The sequence below is a fragment of the Pseudobutyrivibrio sp. ACV-2 genome (assembly GCF_900107545.1).
Taxonomy (GTDB): Bacteria; Bacillota; Clostridia; order Lachnospirales; family Lachnospiraceae; genus Pseudobutyrivibrio.
Window position 1 is genome coordinate 40,997 of record NZ_FNQZ01000003.1, and the last position, 23,089, is coordinate 64,085.

The following is a 23,089-nucleotide window of genomic DNA, read 5'->3' on the forward strand; positions in this document are numbered from 1 at the left end:
CGAAGGCCGGATGAGGTGCACCGTACCTAAAGGCTTTCTAAAAACTGAAAGCCTTTTTTTATTATTGTAACCCACCCCTAAATGCTCTAAAATAGGTAATACTTAAGGGGTTTTTGGAGGTAATGTTATGGTTAAACAAGAGGAGTATAATTTTAATTCGTCGGATGGACATTCCGTGATTCACTGCAGAAAATGGATTCCAGAGTGTGAACCCATAGCCGTGTTACAGTTGGTGCATGGTATGGTTGATTACATAGAAAGATACGATGAGCTTGCCACTTTTTTGGCAGAGAGAGGTTATGTAGTAGTAGGTCACGATCATATAGGCCACGGACATTCCGTTGCAAATGATGATGAGCTTGGAGTTATGTCAGGCAAGCATCCATCAGATTTTATGGTGGAGGATATCTACACACATTTTTCAATGACCAGAAAGGCATATCCTTCCATTAAATATTTTATTTTAGGACATTCCATGGGTTCTTATATGCTTAGAAAGTTCCTTTCTGTAAGGGCTGCATATCTTGAAAAGCTTAGTGGTGCCATAATTATGGGGACTGGTCAGGAGTCTGCAGGTTTTTGCAATGTAGGTCTTGTTGCAATAGCTGTTCTTTCCCTGTTAAAAGGCAGAAATTATCGAAGCAGATTTATTCAGAGTTTAACGTATAGTGCTCCATACAAGCAGTTTGATTGTTATGGCAAGGATTATAGTAAATCATGGCTTTCTAAAGATGTGAAAAGCGTAGAAAAATATTATCACGATAAATATTGCACATTTTTATTTACACTTAACGCTTATAAAGCGCTGGGCGAAGCAACTAAATATGCCTGCTCTGAAGAGTGTGTCTCAAAGATTAGAAAAAACCTGCCAATTCTTGTTATTTCAGGGGATTCTGATCCGGTTGGAAATCTTGGAAAAGGTACAACTGCTGCCGCCAACGCATTAAAAAAAGCGGGAATTGAAGACGTAATTTTAAAGCTATATAAAGATGATAGACACGAGCTATTACATGAACTTGATAGACAGCAGGTCTGCGAAGATATCTATCAATGGCTTGAAGCACATAGATAATTTTTAATCGAAAAATTTTAATCGGAGTAGATATGGATTCACTGGAGCATCTGATTACAAGGTCAATAAAAACATATTACAAAAATAGGCTATATGCTCCTATCATATTTTTATTGCTTTTGTTGGTTCTTTCAGGTGTATTTCCGATATGGCATCTATTGATTCCAAAGACTTATAAGGCTGAGGATGTTAGCTTGTATCAGATTTACAACAACAAGGAAGTATATGCCAGATTCGATTTAAAGAATCTTTATTTTACAGGCTACACCAGCAAGTGGCTGGATAATACCAGGGGATATTATTACTACACCATGCTTAATTCAGAGTGCGTAATAGTATTGCTTACCCCTGATACCTGTGAGCAGGGAGCCCCTACAATCGATGAGGTCACCATCAAGGGGGAAATCCTATATGAATCTCAGGCTGCCAGAAATCTTCTGACAAATCTGGCCAGAGATTTGAACTGGAATGAGGATGGAATATTATCCACAGTATCCTCCTACACCATTTCTGAGCCTGATGCTACAGGTATTACAACACAGGCCTTTGAATTATTTTTCATTTTATTTGCAGCATACAGCATCATTCTTATAATTGTTTGTTGTATATTTATTGCATTTCCTGTATTATCAATACCTGTGCAAAAGACCAGAGCATATGGAAAGCCATCTGAGATTTTGGCTGAGGCAGAGGAAGAATTGGCTACATTGCCACAGCTTGCCACTGAGGACATGTTTATTACAGAACACTATTTCATCGAAACCAGTAGCTATGGTGTTGCCATTGTTCCTATTGATGCTATAATTTGGATTTACAAATATTCCACCATGCACAAATTTTTGTGGCATCACTTTTCTATCACATATACACTATATATCACTGCTGGAAAGCGTCACTACATCAAGTGTCCTAAAAACATTAAAAGTGATATAGATGGTATTATGGACTACCTGGCTGAGGCTAATCATGACATTCTTGTTGGTTTCTCAGAGGAAAATCGTCTCAAGGTTGAGGAAATACAAAACGATTTTGATATTATTAGAAAGATAAGTGGCTTTTTATCTAAGAGGGTATAGTATAAGATGGAAGCTTATTCAAGCTTTGCAGCTGTGTACGACAGATACATGGACAATGTTCCCTATGACACATGGACTGCAAATATTAAGACATTATTTGAAAAATACAATATGCCAATGGAAATCGTTTGCGATTTGGGCTGTGGTACAGGTCAAATCACAAGGAGACTTGCGTCCCTTGGCTATGACATGATAGGCATCGATGTTTCCTACGATATGCTGATGGAGGCTATGACCAGAGAGGATTCCGCTGGAATCCTTTATCTTTGTCAGGATATGAGAGAGTTTGAGCTTTACGGAACAGTTGGTGCCGTAGTCAGCCTTTGTGACAGCATCAATTATCTCAGGGATACAGATGAATTGTTGACGGTGTGCAAGCTCGTTAATAACTATTTAGATCCAAAGGGACTCTTCATTTTTGATATTAAAACAGCGCATTTCTATGAGCAGCTTGGCATTAAAACAATAGCTGAGAATCGTGAGGAAGGAAGCTTTATCTGGGAAAATGATTACGACCCTTCAACCAGAGACAATGCTTATTTCCTTACTATCTATGAGGAAAACGAGGATGGCACCTTTGATAGATTTGAAGAGGAGCATCTACAGCACGCCTTCACAAAGGATGAAGTTATAAGTGCCATAGAAGCAAGCGGTCTGGAGCTTCTTGATGTTCTTGATGTAGCTACTATGTCTTCTCCAAAAGAGGACAGTGATAGATTGTATTTTATAGCAAGAGAGGTAACAAAATAATGAGTGATTATATAGTTAGAGCAACAGCAGCAAATGACGCAATCAGAGCATTTGCCATCACAAGCCATGATATGGTAGAAGAGGCTAGAACACGCCATAATACATCCCCAATCGTAACAGCAGCATTGGGGCGTATGCTTTCTGCTGGTTCTATGATGGGTGTAATGCTCAAAGGAGAGGATGATTTAGTTACTCTTCAGATTCAGGGCTCAGGTCCAATGAAAGGTATTACAGTTACAGCCAATAGCAAGGGCGAGGTAAAGGGCTTCCCTAATGTGGCTGTAGTCGATTTACCACCAAAGAACGGCAAGCTTGATGTAGGCGGTGCTATCGACCTTGGAATTCTTCGAGTGATCAAGGATATGGGCTTAAAGGAGCCTTATGTAGGGACTGTTGAGCTTCAGACTGGTGAAATTGCAGAGGATTTGACATACTACTACGCAGTTTCTGAACAGATTCCTTCAACAGTAGGTCTAGGCGTACTTATGAACAAGGATAACACGGTAAATTGTGCTGGTGGATTCATAGTTCAACTTATGCCATTTACATCAGATGAGGTCATATCTCAGATCGAGGAGAATCTTAAGACCCTTCCATCAGTTACCGACATGCTTTCTAGCGGCAAGACCCCTGAACAGATGCTTGAAACTGTTTTAGCAGGTCTTGATTTACAGGTAATGGAGACTTATCCAGCTGCTTACAAATGCGACTGCAGTCGTGACAGAGTTATCAAAAGCCTTGCATCTTTAGGTAAAGAAGATATGGATGACATCATTGCTGATGGCAAGCCAGTAGAGGTAAAATGCCAGTTCTGTAACGAGGCATATGAGTTTACTATTGATGAGCTAAAAAGCTTTAGGAAAAATTAATGATTATAGGAAGGTTTGACGCAAAACTTTAGTTGATTTTACGCCCGCTTTTCTTGTAAACTATCACACGGAAAGATTATATAATTCAGAGGGAAAGAAAATGAGTGGGTCAAAGTTAAAGAAAGCTCATAAGAAAAACAAATTCAATAGATTCTATTACAATAAACAAAAAACAATGCTCAAGGTTGAAATAGGCGTGGGCATTGTTTTATTTGTGTATTTAGCAGGCAGCCTTTTCTTTTCAAGTCATTTCTACATCCGCAGTAAGGTAAATGGTGTGGGCGCATCTTTTAGGAGTGCTCAGAGCACCTACGACAAAATCCTTACCAACGCTGATAAATACACTATCACCTTTGAAAACGCTGATGGCGACGTAGTCAACGAAGTAAGCGCAGCTGATTTAGGTGTAGATGTAAACTATCAGGTTGATCAGGTGCAGACACTGCTTGACAGCCAGACAGGCTTCAACTGGGTTGGGCGTCTTTTGGTTCCAGCAGAATACTATACTAAGACGGGTAACTCTTACGATGCCAATGAAGTCAAAAAAGTTGCAAGCAGCCTTGATTTCTCTCATCAGAAATCCACTAAAGAGTCTGAGGATGCTTACATCCAATTCAACGGCAAAGAATTCGAAATTGTAGATGAGGTATATGGCGACGTTATCGATGAAGAGGGCGTTGAAGAAGCTATCATCTATGCGGTCGAAAATCTCCAGACTGTCATAAATCTTACAGATGGTACCTGCTATAACAAGCCAGATGTCAAGGCTGACGACAAAAAGATTCAAAAAGCAAAGGACCAGCTTAATAAATACCTTGATACAGACATTCACTATGATTTAGGCGAAGGCATCACTGAAGAAATTCCGTTAGACACAAAGGCTACCTGGTTTACTTGGGATAAAAAGACCTTTGATATATCATTCAATAGAGATGCAATCGGTGAATATGTAAATTCCATGGGTGACAAATACAACACCTATGGTAAAAAGAAAGAATTCACCACCTCTTCTGGACAGGAAATCACTGTTCCAGCAGGTTCCTTTGGATGGCGTATTGCATACGAGGGTGAAATCGATCAAATCATTTCTGATCTTGAGGCTGGAGAGGATGTTACCAGAGATTTCACTTATATTTACAAGGGCACCAGTCATGGGGAAAAAGACTATGGCAATTCCTACGTTGAGGTCAATCTTACAACTCAACATGTATATGTATACAAAGACGGCGAAATGGTATTTGATACAGCCTGTGTATCTGGAAATGTGTCAAAGGGTCATGGAACACATACCGGTGTTTACCCAATCGCATACAAGCAAAAGGATGCGACACTTAAAGGCGATAACTACGAGTCTCATGTAAAATTCTGGATGCCATTTAATATGGGCGAAGGACTTCACGATGCTACATGGCGTTCAAAGTTTGGTGGAACTTTATATAAAAACGGTGGCAGCCACGGTTGCGTAAATCTTCCACTTTCAGCAGCTGAAAAAATATACGGCATAGTAGAGGCAGGATGGCCAGTGCTTGTTTTCTACACTGGAGATGAGGAAGAAGAGAACTTCAAGATCAGTAATCCTCAGATAGATGTTATCAATATGATTGCAGATATAGGAGAGGTTAGCTTATCTTCTGAAGCAAAAATCGCTGCCGCTCGTCAGAAATATAATGGGCTTACTGAAGAACAAAAAGCCCTTGTTACAAATTACCAGACTTTGGTTAATGCAGAGACAACACTTGCAACTATAAAACAGCAGTTTGCTCCAATGCTTGATCCTTCAACTGAAGGCACAGAGGAAACAATCAGTCCAGATGGAGCAGCACCAGCAGTTACACCTGAACAGGTTGCACCTGCACCAGATGCCACTGCACAGCCTGAGGTGGTTCTCCCACAGGAATAATGTTACTTGTAGATAAGGCTTACGTAAGGAGAATAAAGATGTCAAGTTGGAAAGAATCAGTTCGTCGTGTTACACCTTATACACCTGGCGAGCAGCCAAAGCTTAGCAGAGTGATAAAACTCAACACCAATGAAAATCCATACCCACCAAGCCCAAGGGTTGCAGAGGCCATAGCTTCTGTTTCGATGGATTCCCTTCGCAAGTATCCTGACCCAGGGTGTGCTGATTTAATATCAGCTATCGCGGATTATCATAGTGTAGATTCCTCAAATGTATTTGTAGGTGTAGGCTCTGATGATGTTCTTGCAATGAGTTTCCTTACATTTTTTAATTCTGATAAGCCTGTACTTTTCCCAGATATCACATATTCATTTTATGATGTTTGGGCAGATTTATTCAGAATACCATATGTACAAAAGCCTCTTGATGCTGATTTTAAAATCAAATCCAGCGATTATACATCACCATGTGGAGGCATAGTTATTCCAAATCCTAACGCCCCTACGGGTGTCGCTGAGCCAGTAAGCTTTTTCGAAAACATTGTAGCTGCACACCCGGAGTGTGTAGTGATTATTGATGAGGCTTATGTGGATTTTGGATCACAGTCTTGCCTTGACCTTACACGTAAATACGATAATGTTCTTGTGGTTCGTACATACTCTAAATCCAGAGCTATGGCAGGCAATCGTATTGGTTATGCTATAGGTTCAGCAGAACTTATTAAATATCTTTCAGATTGTAAATTTTCATTTAATTCCTACACTATGGATACCATCACACTTGCGGCTGGTGTTGCGTCTATTCAGGATGATGATTATTTCAAGGCTAGAGTAGCAGATGTAATAGTTACCCGTGAATGGACAAAGGAAAAGCTTTTAGAACTTGGTTTTACATTTCCTGAATCCATGAGCAATTTTATTTTTGCAAAACATGAAAGTGTGGGTGCTACTTATATTTTTGAAGAGCTTAAGAAGCGCGGCATATTTGTTCGTCATTTTTCTAAGCCTGCACGCATTGCTGATTATTTGCGTATTAGTATCGGAACTGATGAAGAAATGGCTGCTTTCATAGAGTCAGTAAAAGAGATTATAGCTGGACGCTAGTTATCATATATTAATACTAAGGAGTTGTATAATGTTTAAGTATATTTCAGTATTTTTTGTTTCAATGGTGCCTTTGGTAGAGCTTAGAGGAGCTATTCCATACGCTTATGTATACAAGGCTGCAGATCCTAACTTCAACCTTTTACTGGCATATGTATTAATTGCCATTGGTAACATGCTTCCAATGCCAATCATTTATTTCTTTGCTCGTAAAGTACTTGAGTGGGGAAAAGATAAGCCGGTGATAGGTGGGTTCTTTACTTTTTGCCTTGAAAAGGGCGAGAAGGGTGGACAGAAGCTTCAGGAGAAAGCAGGACGTGGTCTCTTTTTAGCACTTCTCTTATTCGTAGGTATTCCAGTTCCTGGCACAGGAGCATGGACAGGTACACTTGCAGCATCAATTCTTGATATGGATTTTAAATCATCAGTCCTTGCTGTAATAGGTGGTATAGCACTAGCAGGTTGCATTATCGGATTACTTTGTACTTTAGGTCTTGGTGCATTCATAGGAGTAACAGCTTAGTATGGACACAGCAAGTATGTTGATTAACGTGGCGGCCATAATGGCAGGCCTGGTTATCTACATTTTTATTTCAAATACAAAATGGGGTCATACACATCAGCAGTTTCAGTATGCCATTATGCTTATGGCCACAATGGCAGCTGTTCTTTTAGGAGGTCTTGCAAGATGGCTAATGTAGCAAAGAAAAAGGGGCAGACAGCCTGTGAGTATTGCAATAACTTTGTCTGGGACGAGGAAGATGAGCAGTATTATTGCGAAATGGATATGGACGAAGACGACTATGTAAGACTAGTATCCGGACATTACAGCGAATGCCCATATTTTGTAAATGGAGATGAATATAAGGTGGTACGACACCAAATGTAAAGGCGGTAGGCAAAAGTTCTATTGCCTTTTATTTTTACAAAAGATTTTTACATAAAATCTTCATAATTATTTAGAAACAAAAAAAGGAAAATGTGATAATATTAAATTAGATTTTTTAGGAGGGTAATGCGGTGAAAAGATTAAAATTAAGTAATTTATTTAAGTCATTTACTGCCCTTGCCTTGGCTACAGTGATGGCTTTTTCTTCGCCAATTTCAGCAAACGCAGCTGGAATTCAGGGTATCGATGTATCCAAGTACCAGGGTAACATTAACTGGACATCAGTTGCACAGTCTGGTGTTAGCTATGCATTTTTAAAGGTTGGTAGTGTAAAAAGTGGTATCGACCCTTATTTTGCAAAAAATGTAGCTGGAGCACAGGCAGCAGGTATTCGTACAGGTGCGTATATTTATTCATATGCAACTACTGTGGAGGCCGCTGCGCAGGAAGCTAATCTTGTTCTTCAGTGGATAGCTCCTTACAACATTAATTTCCCAATAGCATTTGATATTGAGGATAGTGTACAAAAGGGACTTGATGCAAATACATGTACTGCAATTGCAAATACATTCTGCACCATTATTTCTCAGGCTGGTTACACACCTCTTCTTTACACCTATAGCAATTTCTACAAGACACACTTTACATCAGCTCTTGTAGCAGAAAAATGGATCGCCCAGTATTCTGATCACAACGACATAGCAGGTTGGACTATCTGGCAGTATTCTTCAAATGGCGCAGTACCTGGTATCGCAGGCAGAGTTGATATGAATATGGCGGTCAAGGATTATGCAGCCTTCATTCCTCAGGTAGGACTTTGCGATTATGGTGCTGGAAACCTGTTTTTCTTTAACAATTTCCGTAGACAGTTCGGTTGGGTAGATGTAGCAGGTGTTAAATACCACACAGATCCAACATCAGGTATTGTTACTACAGGTTGGTTTGCTGATGAAACTGGTTCATATTACTTTATGCCGGGTACAGCAAATGCAGTAACAGGTCTTAACACTATCGACAAGGGAATATACTACTTTAACGATGCTGCGCAGCTTCAGACAGGTTGGCTAGATTTAGGTGGTAATACATTCTTCTTTAACCCAGATGATAATGGTAAACTTTATACAGGATGGTGGACAGACCCGGCAGTAGGAACACGCTACTTAGACCCAACTGATGGTCATATGGTTATTGGGCTTGCTGGCATTGATACCGACACATACTACTTTAACGAGCAGGGACTCCTTCAGACAGGTTGGGTTGAGCTTAATCACTTAACATATATGTTCAATCCAAATGACAATGGTAAGCTTTACAAGGGATGGTGGAATGATGCCACAGGAGCTTACTATTTGGATCCAACAGACGCTCATCGCGTAACAGGTCTTGCAGCTATCGATGGAGCAGTATATTACTTCAATGAAATCGGACAGATGCAGGTTGGTCTTGTTAATGCAAATGGCAAGATTTATGATTTCGGCCCAGATGGCAAGATGCTTACAGGAATGCAGGCAGTTGGTGATGGAGTTTACTACTTCGGCGCTGATGGTGTTATGGTTACAGGCCTCATTCAGGAAAAAGATGGCATTTATTATGCAGGCAAGGATGGAAAGGTTGTAACAGCTCAGACAGTAAAGATTGGCAAAGCTCAGTATCTATTCGGCGTAGATGGAAAGCTTGTTGTTAATCAATTAGTTCAGATTGGTAAATGGTTATATCAGACTGATGAAACAGGTGCTGTTATTGCATCTGCACCAGCACCAACTACAAAATAAAAAAGAGCTCCCTGACAAATTAGCCAGGGAGCTTTTTAAATATTAAATATAGTATTAAGAAACATATCTATTTCTATGCTTCTTCATCCTCATCTTCAATTTCTTCCATTAAATCTTCCACATCATAAAGCTGTCCTTCAACAAGCTCTGTGTATATCTTACCATCCAGATGGTCAATTTCGTGGAGAAGTGCACGTGCCATAAGGCCTTCACCTTCTACGATGATCTCTTCCATATCCTCATTGAGAGCCTTTACCTTAGCGTAATTAGGTCTAGTAACCTGACCTGTTTTGCCAGGAACTGAAAGACAGCCCTCATTTCCTGTCTGTTCACCAGAAGTCTCAAGAACTTCAGGATTGATGAGAGTAACAGGGCCTTCACCAACATCGATAACACAGATTCGTCTTAAAACTCCAACCTGTGGAGCAGCAAGACCAACACCATCTGCATCATACATTGTATCATACATATCCTCAATAAGAGTCTTTAAACGAGGAGTAAGAGTCTTTACAGGCTTACAAACCTTTAAAAGTACATCGTCCTTACCCCATTCTCTAATTTCTAATAATGCCATAATAATTCCTTTCTATACCCAGTGGGCTTATATTATAAAGTGTTAATTGGATCAAAATCAAACCATGTCATAGTGTTCCTGTATTGCTTTTGTTCAAGCAAAAATCTGTCGATTACATCTTTGATGTACACAAGACGTCTGTAATCAGTATCCCGCAAATAAATCACCCTGCGATAAACATCCTTTAGCTTGCCTATGTAGGCATCCTCAGGACCCAAAATATTAATCTCATTATCAGTTCTTTTAATCAAATCAGCAAGTATATCCGCCTGGTTAATAGCGTCTTTTTGATTCGCTGAGCTAACCTGTATGCCAAGAATGTGAGAGCAGGGTGGGTAGGATAATAATCGCCTATAAGCGATTTCCTGCTCATAGAAGCTGACATAATCCTGTGAGGCAGATGTGACTACAGCGTAGTTATCAGGCTGATAGGTCTGAATGACAGCGATACCTGGCTCACTTCCACGGCCGGCACGTCCAACAGCCTGAGTAAGTAGCTGAAAGGTACGTTCGCCGCTATGATAATCAGATTCATTTAATGATATATCTGCTGCAACAATGCCAACCAGCGTGACATTTGCAAAATCGTGACCCTTAACAATCATCTGGGTGCCTATAAGCACGTCAGCCTCGTGGGCTGCAAATGTAGACAGGATTTCTTCATGTCCATCCTTACCTTTTGTGGTATCCGCATCCATTCTAAGAACTCTGGCCTGTGGAAAGGCTTGCTTAACCATTTCCTCCAAACGTTGTGTTCCAGCTTTGAAGCTGCCGATATATTTGCTGCCGCAGCTAGGGCAGGTTTTGGTGGCCATAGATGTAAATCCACAGTAGTGACATTTCATGGTGCCATCCTTGTGGAGGTGAAGTGCCACATCGCAGTGAGGACATTTTAACACATGGCCGCAGGCTCTACAAGAAACAAAGCCCATAAGACCACGCCTGTTAAGAAACAGCATGATTTGTTGCTTTTTATTTAATCGATCAGCCATTAACTCTAAAAGTCTGCGGCTAAGCATTGAGCGATTACCACTTTTTAGCTCTTCACGTAAATCTACTACTTCAACACTTGCCATATCCTGGCCCTTAGCGCGCCTATTTAGAGTGATAAGGTCGTATTTGCCCGCCATAGCCCTGCTGTAAGCCTCAAGGCTAGGGGTGGCAGAACCTAATATAACAGAAGCACCGGCAAGATGCGCTCTGAAAACAGCAGTTTCTCTGGCATGATAACGTGGAACTACCTCGGATTTGTAGCTTGGTTCATGCTCCTCGTCTATTATAATAAGGCCTAGATTTGTAAATGGTGTGAACAAAGCAGAGCGAGGACCTACCATTATGCTCACATCTCCTGATTTTGCACGTTCAAACTGATCGAATCGCTCACCTGGTGACATGCGGCTGTTTAATATGCTGACCTTGTCTCCAAACCTGGTGTAAAATCTCATTACCGTCTGATATGTCAGTGCAATTTCAGGGATGAGGACAATAACCTGCTGTCCCATGGATATAACATGTTCCATTACATCCATGTAGACCTCTGTTTTGCCGGAACCTGTCACGCCATGAATCAGATATGTCTTTTTTCGTCCTGTATCTATATCTGCCTTTATTTTTTCTGCGGCAGATTCCTGTTCTTCATTGAGGATAATGTGCTTCGGTGTAACATTTTTATTAATATGTGGATTTCTAAAGGTGCGAACCTCTTCGATTTTAATAATTCCCCTTTTTTCAAGGTCTCGAATGTTTGTTGATGGAACATTCAACTTTTTAGTTGCAAGCTCCCAGTCTAAAACATCTATCTCTAAAAGCTCTTTGAGTAAGCGTTCTTTGCCTACTGCATGATTCTTTTTAGTAAGAAGTTCTGTAAGCTCAATCCTGGCTTGGTCAACGGATACGTTCAGGCTTATTTCCTTTTTAAACTTATCCTTTTCACGTTTTTTAATAGGGATGACAGTTTTTAGAGCCTGATTCATCGTTGAGCCATAATTTCGTTTGATAAATGCAGCCAAAGAAATAAGCTGAGACTCTATTGCAATACTATCTTTTACAACTCGCGCAATAGGCTTCAGCTTTGTGACATCGAATTCAGGCTTATCATGAAGGCCGACTACATATCCAGTGATAGCACGATTGCCCTGACCGAAGGGAATAACTACCTGAACTCCTTCAGCAACCTGACCTTCAAGCTGATCTGGAACTATATATTCAAATGTTTTGTCCAATCTCTCATGGGAGATATCGATAATAATATCTGCATATTTCATGAAAAATATTTTAGCATAAAAGGGTTTCATTTTGTATTCAATATGGTAAAATGAATTGATTTTGAACAGTAATAATCATATTCAGGGAGGATACCTATGCGTCATCTAATGAGCCCTCTAGATTTTTCTAGAGAGGAGTTGGAGCAGCTTATGGACCTGGCCGATGATATCAAAAATCATCCGCAGAATTACAGCGAAAAGTGCCACGGCAAAAAGCTTGCCACCTGCTTCTACGAACCTAGTACAAGAACAAGACTTTCCTTTGAGGCTGCCATGTTAAATCTTGGTGGTTCTGTACTTGGTTTTTCTTCAGCTGATTCATCCTCAGCAGCAAAAGGCGAAAGTGTTTCTGATACTATTCGCGTCATTTCTTCTTACGCAGATATATGCGCTATGCGTCATCCAAAGGAAGGCGCTCCATTAGTCGCTTCTCAGCGATCTCTTATTCCCGTTATTAACGCCGGTGACGGTGGTCATCAGCACCCAACTCAAACACTTACCGATTTATTTACCATTCGTTCATTGCGTGGTGAAATCAAAGACCTTACCATCGGACTTTGCGGTGATTTAAAGTTTGGACGTACAGTTCATTCTCTTATTAACGCGCTTGTTCGTTATCCTGGTATCAAATTTATCCTTATTTCGCCAGAAGAGTTGAGGGTGCCAGAATATATCAGGGAAGATGTTTTGGAGAAAAACGGATACGAATACGAGGAAGTAGATTCTTTAGATAATGTCATGGGTGAGCTTGATATCCTATACATGACCAGAGTACAAAGAGAGCGCTTCTTCAACGAGGAAGACTACATTAGATTAAAGGACTTCTTTATTCTTACTCCAGAAAAAATGCGTCTTGCTAAAAAAGATATGATGGTGCTGCACCCGCTTCCACGTGTCAACGAAATCTCAGTAGCTGTGGATGATGACCCAAGAGCAATGTACTTCACTCAGGCAAAATACGGAGTTTATATACGAATGGCTCTGATATTAACTCTGCTGGATTTGGTATAGGAGGAAATAGGAATGTTAAATATAAGTGGAATTCATCAGGGATTCGTACTTGACCACATTAAGGCTGGAGAATCCATGACCATATACAATGATTTGCATTTGGCACAGCTTGGCTGTGATTGTACAATTGCCATGATTATGAATGCTAAATCCAACAAAATGGGGCGCAAGGATATCATTAAAATAGAGTGTCCGATAGAGAGTGTGGATTTGGATATATTGGGCTTCATTGACCACAATATCACCTGCAATATTATCAAAGATGACTCAATTGTGGAAAAACGCCAGCTTGCTCTTCCAAAGGAGATTAAAAATGTTATTTCCTGCAAAAATCCTAGATGCATAAGCACAGTAGAGCAGGGGCTTGACCAGATATTTATTCTCACAGATGAAGAAAACGAAGTATACCGTTGCAAATATTGTGAGGAGAAATACACAGGTAAGAAATAGTAACTCCATATGAATTGTACAAAAGCGTCTTAAAATGGTACACTAATTGTATCGTTTTAGGACGTTTTATTTTTGTGCGCATTTTGAAAGGATTTTATAGATGAAAGTTGTATTTATGGGTACACCGGATTTTGCGGTGGAGACATTAAAGGCTATATATGAGGCAGGCCATGAAGTAATTCTTGTTGTCAGCCAGCCAGACAAGCCAAAGGGCCGTAGCGGTAAGCTTCAACCTACTCCAGTAAAGGAGTTCGCAGTGGAGCATGACATCCCGGTATATCAGCCAGTGAAAATCAGAGCTGAGGAATCGGTGGAATATTTAAAGCAGTATCAGGCTGATGTATTTGTAGTGGCAGCCTTCGGACAGATATTACCAAAGGTTATCCTTGATATGCCTCGCCTTGGCTGTGTAAATGTACACGGCTCACTTCTTCCAAAATACAGGGGTGCTGCACCTATTCAGTGGGCAGTAATCAACGGTGAAAAAATATCTGGCAACACCACAATGCTCATGGGACCAGGTCTTGACGATGGCGATATGCTTCTTAAATCAGAAATTGAGCTTGCGGCCGATGAGACAGGAGGAAGCCTTTTTGACAAGCTTGCCATCGATGGTGGACAGCTTGCAGTAAAAACTATCGAAGCCCTAGAGCGTGGAGAAATCACTCCAATTCCTCAGGATGAAGCACAGGCTACACACGTGGGCATGATTAAAAAGGAAATGGGTAATATTGATTGGAATAAGTCTGCCATAGAAATTGAGCGGCTTATCAGGGGCTTAAATCCATGGCCATCAGCTTTTACATATTTAAACGGCAAGCAAGTCAAACTATGGAAGGCCGTAGTGGTAGATAAAACAGGTGAGCCGGGCACTGTTATTTCGGTAGATAAAAATGGATTCACAGTGGCATGTGGCAATCAGGCTCTTGAAGTATGTGAACTTCAGCTTGAAGGCAAAAAGCGCATGGCAGCAGGAGATTTCTTAAGAGGCTATGCCCTTGAAACAGGAGCTACATTCTCTTTAAGCAAAGAATAATAATTAATTAAGAGGATATTAAATGGCAGGAATCAGCAACAGAGAAATCGCCCTTGATACTTTAATAGAGATATTGGAGCATGGGCAGTTTTCTCATATTTATTTAAAAGCTGTACTTGATAAATATTCATATCTGGATAAAAACGAAAGAGCATTTATCAATCGTCTTGTGAATGGTACTGTAGAACGCAAGATCCAGTTAGATTATATTATCGATAGTTTTTCAAAAACAAAAGTCAAAAAAATGAAGCCACTTATTCGCACTGTGATGAGAATGGGTGTCTATGAGATTTTTTATATGGATGCAGTTCCGGACTCAGCCACCTGCAATGAATACGTTAAACTAGCCAAAAAACGTGGATTTTCAGGTCTGTCTGGGTTTATAAATGGTGTACTTCGTAACATTTCCCGCAAGAAATCGGATATAACTATAGACGAACAGTGGATAAAGTATTCAATGCCACAGTGGATTGTGGATAAATGGAACTTAGACTACGGCAAGGAACAGACAGAAGAAATCCTAAAGGGCTTTTATGAGCCACAGGAGCTTTGCATACGTGTGAATCTTTCAAAGCTTTCTAGAGATGAGCTTGCAGAAAGGTTAAGCCAGGCTGGCGTTGTAGTTCGTAAATGTGATACAGTTGAAAGTGCCTGCTACATTTCAGAATATGATTCACTGAGTGCTATTCCAGAATTCAATCAGGGATTGTTTTATGTACAGGATTATTCATCTCAGTTGGTTCCATATTATGCCGGGGTGAAATCCACAGATAAAATAATAGATGTCTGCGCAGCCCCTGGTGGAAAGGCACTTCACTGCGGCGAGCTTGCCTGTGAAGGCAGTGTTTTGGCACGTGACTTGACAGATGCAAAGGTCAGCCTGATAAATGAAAACATCGCAAGAATCGGCCTTGAAAATGTCGGTGCCGAGAAGTGGGATGCAACCCAATTTGACCAGGACGCTGAAAATGCATATGATGTAGTAATTGCGGATTTGCCATGTTCAGGCCTTGGAATTATCAGAAAAAAGCCTGACATCAAATACAATCAGGCCAAAGAGTCATTAGAGGAACTTGCAGCGTTGCAGCAGCAGATTTTAGATACAGTTAGCCGCTATGTAAAACCAGGCGGAACTCTTTGCTACAGCACCTGCACTATTAATAAAGATGAAAATGAAAACCAGGTGGAAAACTTTTTGTCATCACATCCAGAATTTAAAATGGAAAAGATGACTCAGCTTTTCCCTGACAAGGAACACGACGGATTTTTTATATGTGTAATGAAAAAGAATTAACCGATATTCGGTCATTGAATTTAACAGAGCTTACAGATTATATTACAGAAGAGCTGGGGGAGCCTAAATTCAGAGCAAAACAGCTTTATGAGTGGATGCATCAGCATTTAGCATTAAACTATGATGAAATGAAAAACATCCCAAAGGTCCTAAAGGAAAAGCTTCAAGCAAACTGTAACTATCATCCATTAAAGCAGATTGATTTGCAGGTTTCTAAAATCGATGGGACCAGAAAATACCTGTTTGAGCTTTTTGATGGTCAGATGGTGGAAAGTGTTTGGATGAGCTACAAGCATGGCAATTCTGTATGCATCAGCTCTCAGGTTGGTTGCAAAATGGGCTGTCGTTTCTGCGCTTCAACCTTGGATGGATGGGTTAGAAATCTGACACCATCAGAAATGTTAGGTCAGATTTATGCCATCCAAAGAGATACCGGTGAGAGAGTATCAAACCTTGTAGTCATGGGTACTGGTGAGCCAATGGACAACTATGACAATATTGTAAAGTTTGTAAGACTTCTTTCCGATGAAAATGGTCTCAATATTTCACAGCGTAATATTACAGTCAGTACCTGTGGCATCGTGCCTCGCATCAAGCAGCTTGCAGAAGAGGATTTAACCATCACTTTGGCGATTTCTTTACATGCCCCTAATCAACAAAAGCGTGCAGAGCTTATGCCTATAGCCAATAAATACGAGATTCATGAGCTTATCGATGCCTGCGAGTATTACTTCAAAAAAACAGGTCGCCGCATTACCTTTGAGTATTCCTTGGTGGGAGGTGTCAATGACAGAGACGAGGATGCAGCAGAATTAGGTCAGCTTATAGGACATCTGAACTGTCATGTTAATCTCATTCCGGTTAATCCAATCAAGGAACGAGATTTTGTCAGCCCATCTATGGACAGAGCCTATGCATTCCAAAAAAAGATTGAAAAATATGTGAATAATGCTACTATTAGAAGGGAAATGGGCCGCGATATTGACGGGGCTTGTGGACAATTAAGAAAGCGAAAGATGGATACACTATCTGAAAGATAAAGGGAATTTTAAATGATAAGTTACGGTATAACTGATGTCGGAATTAGGCGCAAGGTCAATCAGGACACCGTTTATTTTAGCGACAGCAGTGTAGGGAATCTTCCTAATCTCTACATTGTTGCGGATGGTATGGGCGGAGAACTTGCAGGAGATTATGCCTCTGCCAAATGTGTTGAAACGGTTGTAAACAGCGTTCTAAATTCTAGAGAATCAGAGCCTATCAAGCTTCTTGAACAGGCAATTCAATCAGCTAACCAAATAATAAATATTGAGGCGTTAAGTGATCCAGGAAAGGCTGGAATGGGTACCACTTTAGTTATTGCCACGGTTATCGAAGGCCATCTTTACGTGGCAAATGTTGGAGACAGCAGACTATATGTAGCCACCAGCAGAAAGCTTTTGCAAATAACAAAGGATCACTCAGTTGTAGCGGAATTGGTTCGTACCGGCGAATTGGATGAGTACGATGCCAGAACTGACAAACGTAAAAACATGATTACCAGAGCCATCGGTGCAGAGAAAAAGGTCACACCAGACTATTTCGATGTTGCCCTTAAAGGTGGCGAGCAGATATTACTTTGTTCTGACGGTCTTACAAATATGGTTGATGACAGGGAAATATACTCTATTGTCACCTCAGATGAAACTCTTATTACAAGAGTTAAAAAACTGATTAGATTGGCGAACAGTAACGGCGGGAAAGATAATATCTCAGTTATAATTATAGAATAGTTTTGCGGAGTATATAATTAAAGGTTTAAAAGGAGAATACATGATTACACAAGGTGTTTTTATTGCAGATAGATATGAAATAATTGACAGAGTTGGTTCAGGCGGAATGTCTGATGTGTACCGTGCCAAGGACCATATCCTTGGTCGTGAAGTAGCTATCAAGATTTTAAAGCAGGAATTTTCCGAGGATGCAACCTTTGTTGCTAAATTCAGAACAGAAGCTCAGTCAGCAGCTGGTCTTGAGCACCCAAATATTGTTAATATATACGACGTAGGCTCTGAAAATGGCATGTATTTCATCGTTATGGAATACGTAGAGGGCATCACTCTTAAGACATATATTGAGAAAAAGGGGCAACTTAATTTTAAAGAAGCCATCAGTATCGCCATTCAGGTGGGACGTGGTATTGAAGCCGCTCATCAAAAGGGGATTATTCATCGTGACATCAAGCCACAGAATATCATCATTTCAACAGAGGGCAAAGTAAAGGTTACAGACTTTGGTATTGCCAGAGCAGCAAGCTCAAACACCATCCATGCCGATGTGATGGGTTCAGTTCACTATTCATCACCAGAGCAGGCTAGAAATGGTTTCGTTGATGGAAAAAGCGATATCTATTCCCTTGGTATCGTAATGTACGAAATGGTTACAGGCCGTGTTCCATTCGATGGTGATAATACAGTGGCAGTTGCTATTCAGCATCTTCAGGAGGAAATGGTAGCACCTTCAGCATATGCTCCAGAACTTCCTATTTCACTAGAAAAAATCATTCTTAAAGCCACAATGAAAAAGGCAGACAGACGTTATGCCACAATTTCAGACTTGTTAGTAGACTTAAAGAAGGCTCTTGTTAGCCCAAATGAGGATTTTGTTACAATCGTTGAAAGTGACCTTGGCAAGACTCAGGTTATGAGAAAGCCTACACCAGAGCAGGAAGAGTCACTTACCAAAAGAGCAGCAGAGGCCCTCACCTTCGAGGATGATTACGATGATGAGGAAGAGGACTACGACGACGATTATTACGAAGACGATTACGATGATGACGAATACGAGGATGAGTCTAGGATGGACCGCATTCTCACAATCTCAGGTGTCGTTGCAGCTATTGCTATTGTAGCTATTTTGGTAGCGATATTAGGAAATGTTGCTGGCGTATTTAGCTTTGGCGCTAAAAAAGTTACAATGGTAAATCTTGTAGGAACTCAGTATGAGGAAGCATTAGGTCAGCTTGAAGATTTAGGACTTAATGAGAAAAATGTTGTAGTTTCAACGGAAGCCAGTGATGAAGCAGAGGGAACTATCATCAATCAGTCAGTAGCAGAAGGCAAGGAATTCTCTCTTAACGATACACTTAGAATTACTGTAGCAGGCAAGGGCGAGACAGCAGATAATTCATCTAACAGCTCTTCAAACACACAGACTGCACCAGAAACAACTGAGGAGCCAGAAGAGGAAGAAACAGTAGCTGTTCCTTCAGTAATCGGTCTTTCACAGGCAGATGCTACAAAGCTTCTTGATGAAAAGGGCATCGTAGTTACAAGCACAAGCCAGGAGTTTTCTGATGATGTTGCTTCAGGCAAGGTAATCAGCCAGTCTATTTCAGCTGGTCAGGAGGTAGCAAAAAATACTTCAATCACTCTTACCATCAGCAAGGGAAAGAAGGAGACTACATATAGCTACAGCATCGCCAACCCTTATGAAGGCGAATGCAAATATGAGATTACAGAGCTTGGCAAGTCAGGCACAATTCCAAAGAATGGCTCTATCAACATTTCTGAGGTTAAGGTTTCTAGTCTTACAGTAAAGCTTACATACACACCGACCTTTACTACTGAGGATGGTACTACAATCAATCTTGACGACAAGACAGAAAGCACAACACAAACTGTTCAGGGAACAGCAAACTAAATATGATAGGTAAAATAATTAAAGGTATCGCTGGATTCTACTACGTTCAGGTAGCAGAGTCTGGCGTATACGAATGCAAGGCCAAAGGGGCCTTTCGGAAAGATAAAATAAAACCTCTTGTAGGAGATGATGTTGAAATAGATGTCATTTCCGAGGATGAGAAAACGGGCAATGTGATTAGTATCTTACCCAGAAAGTCTGAGCTCATCAGACCTGCTGTGGCAAACGTAGATCAGGCATTGCTCATTTTTGCTACTAAAAACCCTGAACCAAATCTGAATCTTTTGGACAGATTTTTATGTATGATGGAAGAACAGCAGCTTCCAATTGTTATTTGTTTTAACAAGGACGACCTGGCAGATGAGGATTTCACCTCTAATATGCGAAGCACTTATGAGCCAGCCGGATATAAAATGATTTTCACCAGTGCCAAACATGAAGCTGGAATAGATCAGATAAAATCAATCCTAAAGGGCAAAACTACTACAGTGGCAGGCCCATCAGGAGTTGGGAAAAGCACCATTGTAAACCTTTTGACCGAAGGTCAAAGCATGGAAACCGGTGAAGTTTCAGAAAAGATAGGGCGAGGTAAACATACCACCCGTCATTCTGAGCTTTTATACATAGGCGAGGATTCCTACATAATGGATACTCCAGGGTTTTCATCACTATTTGTACCAAAGGTTGAAGCTGTAGATTTATATACTCTTTTTCCAGAGTTTATAGAGCCTGCAGCCAATTGCAGATTTACAGGTTGTGCCCATAATAAAGAGCCGGACTGTGGTGTAAAGGCTGCAGTTGAAGCCGGGGAGATAGCAGCCAGTCGTTATGAAAACTATCTACAGATATATTCTGAGATGATTGAACAACAAAATAACAAATATAGGTAGGATAGTATTATGGAAAGATGTTTAGCGCCATCAATTTTATCAGCAGATTTTGGTATACTTAAAGAGCAGTTAGGTCTTATAGACGAAGCAGGAGCACAATACGTCCATTTTGATGTAATGGACGGCATGTTTGTTCCTAGCATCAGCTTTGGACTGCCTGTGTTGAAATCTATAAGGAAAGATACAGACAGATTAATAGATGTGCATCTTATGATTGTTGACCCTGAGCGCTATGTTAAGGAGTTTGCAGAGGCAGGAGCAGATATTATCACAGTTCATGCAGAAGCCTGCAAGCATTTGGATGCTACAATCGATTTAATAAAAAGCTGTGGAGTAATGGCTGGTGTTGCCATAAATCCTGCTACTCCAGTTTCAAATATCATCCATGTTCTTGAAAAAGTGGATATGGTTCTCATTATGACAGTCAATCCAGGCTTTGGCGGGCAAAGCCTTATTCCTTACACTATTGACAAAATCAGAGAGCTTTCATTAATCTGTAGAGAGAAGAAATTAAAGCTTGATATAGAAGTTGATGGTGGAATCAACAAGAATACAATAGATGATGTTTTAGAGGCAGGCGCCAATATTATCGTAGCTGGTTCTGCTGTATTCAACGGCGATATACAGAATAATGTTAAGAATTTGTTGGAGAAGATGAGATGACAGTTTTAATTGTAGCTGGAGGGGAAATAGATAAAGAATTTACAAAAAGCTATATTAAGTATATAGACAACCACGCGCTATATATCATAGCCTGTGACAAGGGATATGAGGCATGTGAAGCACTTGGCATCACTCCCAAGGTGTTAGTCGGGGACTTTGATTCTGTAGACGATGCTGCACAAAATCGTGCAAAGTCTGCAGGAATAGAGATGGTTAAGCTTAATCCAATAAAGGATGATACTGATGTAGAGGTTGCACTTAATCATGCATTTTCAGTCACCAACCCAGGCGATGAAATTTATATGATTGGTTGCACAGGTGGCAGATTAGACCATACCATAGGCAATTTCCATCTGATGGGTATGGGTGCAAAATGCGAACGTGCAGTTATAATAGTGGACAGTCACAATCATATAGAGATGATAACTCCGGGTGAAACCTACGTAGTAGAGCCAGAGACTCAATTTGGCAAATACGTATCTGTATTTCCATTTATGGGACCAGTTACAGGTTTGACTATGACAGGTTTTAAATATCCTGTTACAAACAAAACCTTAGAGGGGTTTGACACTCTTACTGTGAGCAATGAAGTGAAAACTTCTTCTTATGCGGAAATTACCATTGAGTCTGGATACCTTATTGTTATGGAGACTCGTGACTAAAAGGGAAATAATAATGAAAATTACCTCAATAATAAGAGAATTATACAAGAGAAAAATGATTGTATTACTTGTTGCTATAGTTATTTTGTTTGCAATTCTTTTCAAGGCCGGAATGTTTGGTGATGCGGACACCAGAATCCGGGTGACTTGTGCAGGAGATAGCATTACATATGGAAGTGGCGTGCTTAAATCGAAAGAAATCGACAGTTATCCGGCACAGCTACAGACCAGACTGGGGACCTCATATCTGGTTTCCAATTTTGGCTTGCGCAATGCTACTGCTTCGCCTAATGGCGATTTGCCATATATTGATTCTGACGAATATAAAGATTCATTGGAATCTAAACCAGATGTTGTAGTATTGATGCTTGGAACTAATGATGCCAAACGCTTTAACTGGGATCAGAATTCCTACGAGAAGGGCTTAGAGTCATTAGTAAAGAGCTATCAGGACTTACCAAGCAAGCCTGTGGTCTATCTTATGAGAAGTCCATACTGTTTTCCTATCAATAAGTCAGGTGAAATGGAATACAACATAAACGAAAAGGTAGTGTATTTTAAGCTTGCTCCGTCTATTGAAAAGGTCGCTGAAAAAACAGGTGTGGAAGTGATAGATTTATTTACAATCACGCAAAACAAGGAAGACCTTTATACAGATGGTGTTCACTTCAATGTAGAAGGATACTCAGTTATTTCAGATGCTGTGTATGATGTAATCAAAAAGCTGGATATTGATAAAACTAAATAATAAATAATATCAAATAAACCTGTTGACTTTATTGTTCAGCGGGTTTATATTTATATCAACATATGAACAGATATTCAAATGTTCAAATAATAGTGTTAGGGAAATTCCAAAGGAGGAACGTATGAAAAAGACATATAAGATTGATGTGGATTGCGCAAACTGTGCAAACAAAATGGAGCAGGCAGCAAAGGATACTCCAGGTGTAGCAGATGCTACTGTAAACTTTATGGCACTTAAGATGAATGTAGAGTTCGAGGAAGGTGCAGATGTAAAGTCTGTTATGGCAGAAGTTCTCAAGAACTGCAAAAAGGTAGAAGACGACTGCGAGATATTTTTATAAATATTAATTTCGTAACCACTTAATTTTCTAGTTAGAAAGGCACAC

24 protein-coding genes are annotated in these 23,089 nt (G+C 40.3%); 22 read left to right on the top strand and 2 right to left on the bottom strand.

Annotation, left to right across the window (positions count from 1 at the left end; genetic code table 11):
• Window positions 1–127 precede the first annotated feature (127 nt).
• The 10 genes from BLV53_RS04795 to BLV53_RS04835 all read left to right on the top strand — a co-directional run bounded on the left by BLV53_RS04795 (window position 128) and on the right by BLV53_RS04835 (window position 9,431).
• Complete coding sequence (locus BLV53_RS04795) at window positions 128–1,072, top strand: alpha/beta fold hydrolase (protein ID WP_090297867.1); 945 nt, start codon at window positions 128–130, stop codon at window positions 1,070–1,072.
• A gap of 32 nt (window positions 1,073–1,104) precedes the next feature.
• Window positions 1,105–2,148 carry a DUF6709 family protein gene (locus tag BLV53_RS04800; RefSeq protein ID WP_090297869.1) on the top strand — a complete coding sequence of 348 codons (1,044 nt, stop codon included), beginning with the start codon at window positions 1,105–1,107 and terminating at the stop codon, window positions 2,146–2,148.
• Window positions 2,149–2,154: 6 nt separating this feature from the next.
• A complete protein-coding gene (locus BLV53_RS04805) occupies window positions 2,155–2,898 on the top strand; it encodes a class I SAM-dependent DNA methyltransferase (RefSeq protein ID WP_090297872.1) in 744 nt (247 codons plus the stop codon).
• On the top strand, window positions 2,898–3,767 hold the full coding sequence (gene hslO, locus BLV53_RS04810; RefSeq protein WP_090297875.1) for an Hsp33 family molecular chaperone HslO: 870 nt from the start codon (window positions 2,898–2,900) through the stop codon (window positions 3,765–3,767). The genes BLV53_RS04805 and hslO overlap by 1 nt, the downstream gene beginning before the upstream one ends.
• Before the next feature lie 100 nt (window positions 3,768–3,867).
• Window positions 3,868–5,667: a L,D-transpeptidase family protein gene (locus BLV53_RS04815; RefSeq protein WP_090297878.1), complete on the top strand. Its 1,800-nt coding sequence runs from the start codon at window positions 3,868–3,870 to the stop codon at window positions 5,665–5,667.
• Between the two features lie 38 nt (window positions 5,668–5,705).
• On the top strand, window positions 5,706–6,770 hold the full coding sequence (locus BLV53_RS04820) for a pyridoxal phosphate-dependent aminotransferase (protein ID WP_090297880.1): 1,065 nt from the start codon (window positions 5,706–5,708) through the stop codon (window positions 6,768–6,770).
• Window positions 6,771–6,798: 28 nt separating this feature from the next.
• On the top strand, window positions 6,799–7,293 hold the full coding sequence (locus tag BLV53_RS04825) for a COG2426 family protein (RefSeq protein ID WP_334292407.1): 495 nt from the start codon (window positions 6,799–6,801) through the stop codon (window positions 7,291–7,293).
• 1 nt (window position 7,294) lies between these two features.
• On the top strand, window positions 7,295–7,471 hold the full coding sequence (locus BLV53_RS16980; RefSeq protein WP_170830757.1) for a hypothetical protein: 177 nt from the start codon (window positions 7,295–7,297) through the stop codon (window positions 7,469–7,471).
• A complete protein-coding gene (locus BLV53_RS04830) occupies window positions 7,459–7,659 on the top strand; it encodes a DUF6472 family protein (protein ID WP_090297883.1) in 201 nt (66 codons plus the stop codon). The genes BLV53_RS16980 and BLV53_RS04830 overlap by 13 nt, the downstream gene beginning before the upstream one ends.
• 131 nt (window positions 7,660–7,790) lie before the next feature.
• Window positions 7,791–9,431, top strand: coding sequence for a GH25 family lysozyme (locus tag BLV53_RS04835; RefSeq protein ID WP_090297886.1), 1,641 nt, complete (start codon window positions 7,791–7,793; stop codon window positions 9,429–9,431).
• Window positions 9,432–9,504: 73 nt separating this feature from the next.
• On the opposite strand, the gene def is transcribed toward BLV53_RS04835, so the two are convergent.
• Together def and priA are read right to left on the bottom strand one after the other, a co-directional pair.
• On the bottom strand, window positions 9,505–10,005 hold the full coding sequence (gene def / locus BLV53_RS04840; RefSeq protein WP_090297889.1) for a peptide deformylase: 501 nt from the start codon (window positions 10,003–10,005) through the stop codon (window positions 9,505–9,507).
• Window positions 10,006–10,037: 32 nt separating this feature from the next.
• Window positions 10,038–12,269, bottom strand: a complete 2,232-nt coding sequence (gene priA / locus BLV53_RS04845; RefSeq protein WP_090297892.1) for a replication restart helicase PriA — start codon at window positions 12,267–12,269, stop codon at window positions 10,038–10,040.
• Window positions 12,270–12,365: 96 nt separating this feature from the next.
• Between priA and pyrB the strand changes: the two genes are divergently transcribed.
• The 12 genes from pyrB (at window position 12,366) to BLV53_RS04905 (ending at window position 23,044) form a co-directional block, all read left to right on the top strand.
• The gene (gene pyrB / locus BLV53_RS04850) at window positions 12,366–13,280 is read left to right on the top strand and encodes an aspartate carbamoyltransferase (RefSeq protein ID WP_090297895.1); all 915 of its coding nucleotides are present in this window, start codon (window positions 12,366–12,368) and stop codon (window positions 13,278–13,280) included.
• Window positions 13,281–13,292: 12 nt separating this feature from the next.
• Window positions 13,293–13,730, top strand: coding sequence for an aspartate carbamoyltransferase regulatory subunit (locus BLV53_RS04855; RefSeq protein WP_090297898.1), 438 nt, complete (start codon window positions 13,293–13,295; stop codon window positions 13,728–13,730).
• 100 nt (window positions 13,731–13,830) lie between these two features.
• Window positions 13,831–14,766, top strand: coding sequence for a methionyl-tRNA formyltransferase (gene fmt, locus BLV53_RS04860; RefSeq protein ID WP_090297901.1), 936 nt, complete (start codon window positions 13,831–13,833; stop codon window positions 14,764–14,766).
• 22 nt (window positions 14,767–14,788) lie between these two features.
• Window positions 14,789–16,060 carry a 16S rRNA (cytosine(967)-C(5))-methyltransferase RsmB gene (gene rsmB / locus BLV53_RS04865; protein ID WP_090297904.1) on the top strand — a complete coding sequence of 424 codons (1,272 nt, stop codon included), beginning with the start codon at window positions 14,789–14,791 and terminating at the stop codon, window positions 16,058–16,060.
• Window positions 16,039–17,100, top strand: a complete 1,062-nt coding sequence (gene rlmN / locus BLV53_RS04870) for a dual-specificity RNA methyltransferase RlmN (protein WP_090297907.1) — start codon at window positions 16,039–16,041, stop codon at window positions 17,098–17,100. Before rsmB ends, rlmN begins: the two co-directional genes overlap by 22 nt.
• 12 nt (window positions 17,101–17,112) lie before the next feature.
• Window positions 17,113–17,832 (top strand): Stp1/IreP family PP2C-type Ser/Thr phosphatase, encoded by a 720-nt coding sequence (locus BLV53_RS04875; RefSeq protein WP_090297910.1) that lies wholly within the window; start codon window positions 17,113–17,115, stop codon window positions 17,830–17,832.
• A gap of 40 nt (window positions 17,833–17,872) precedes the next feature.
• Complete coding sequence (gene pknB, locus BLV53_RS04880) at window positions 17,873–19,741, top strand: Stk1 family PASTA domain-containing Ser/Thr kinase (RefSeq protein WP_090297913.1); 1,869 nt, start codon at window positions 17,873–17,875, stop codon at window positions 19,739–19,741.
• Between the two features lie 2 nt (window positions 19,742–19,743).
• Window positions 19,744–20,631: a ribosome small subunit-dependent GTPase A gene (rsgA, locus tag BLV53_RS04885; RefSeq protein WP_090297916.1), complete on the top strand. Its 888-nt coding sequence runs from the start codon at window positions 19,744–19,746 to the stop codon at window positions 20,629–20,631.
• 9 nt (window positions 20,632–20,640) lie between these two features.
• The gene (rpe, locus tag BLV53_RS04890) at window positions 20,641–21,294 is read left to right on the top strand and encodes a ribulose-phosphate 3-epimerase (RefSeq protein ID WP_090297919.1); all 654 of its coding nucleotides are present in this window, start codon (window positions 20,641–20,643) and stop codon (window positions 21,292–21,294) included.
• On the top strand, window positions 21,291–21,956 hold the full coding sequence (locus BLV53_RS04895) for a thiamine diphosphokinase (protein WP_090297922.1): 666 nt from the start codon (window positions 21,291–21,293) through the stop codon (window positions 21,954–21,956). Before rpe ends, BLV53_RS04895 begins: the two co-directional genes overlap by 4 nt.
• A 55-nt stretch (window positions 21,957–22,011) precedes the next feature.
• On the top strand, window positions 22,012–22,704 hold the full coding sequence (locus BLV53_RS04900; protein ID WP_170830758.1) for a GDSL-type esterase/lipase family protein: 693 nt from the start codon (window positions 22,012–22,014) through the stop codon (window positions 22,702–22,704).
• 121 nt (window positions 22,705–22,825) lie between these two features.
• Window positions 22,826–23,044 carry a cation transporter gene (locus BLV53_RS04905; RefSeq protein ID WP_090297928.1) on the top strand — a complete coding sequence of 73 codons (219 nt, stop codon included), beginning with the start codon at window positions 22,826–22,828 and terminating at the stop codon, window positions 23,042–23,044.
• Window positions 23,045–23,089: the final 45 nt, after the last annotated feature.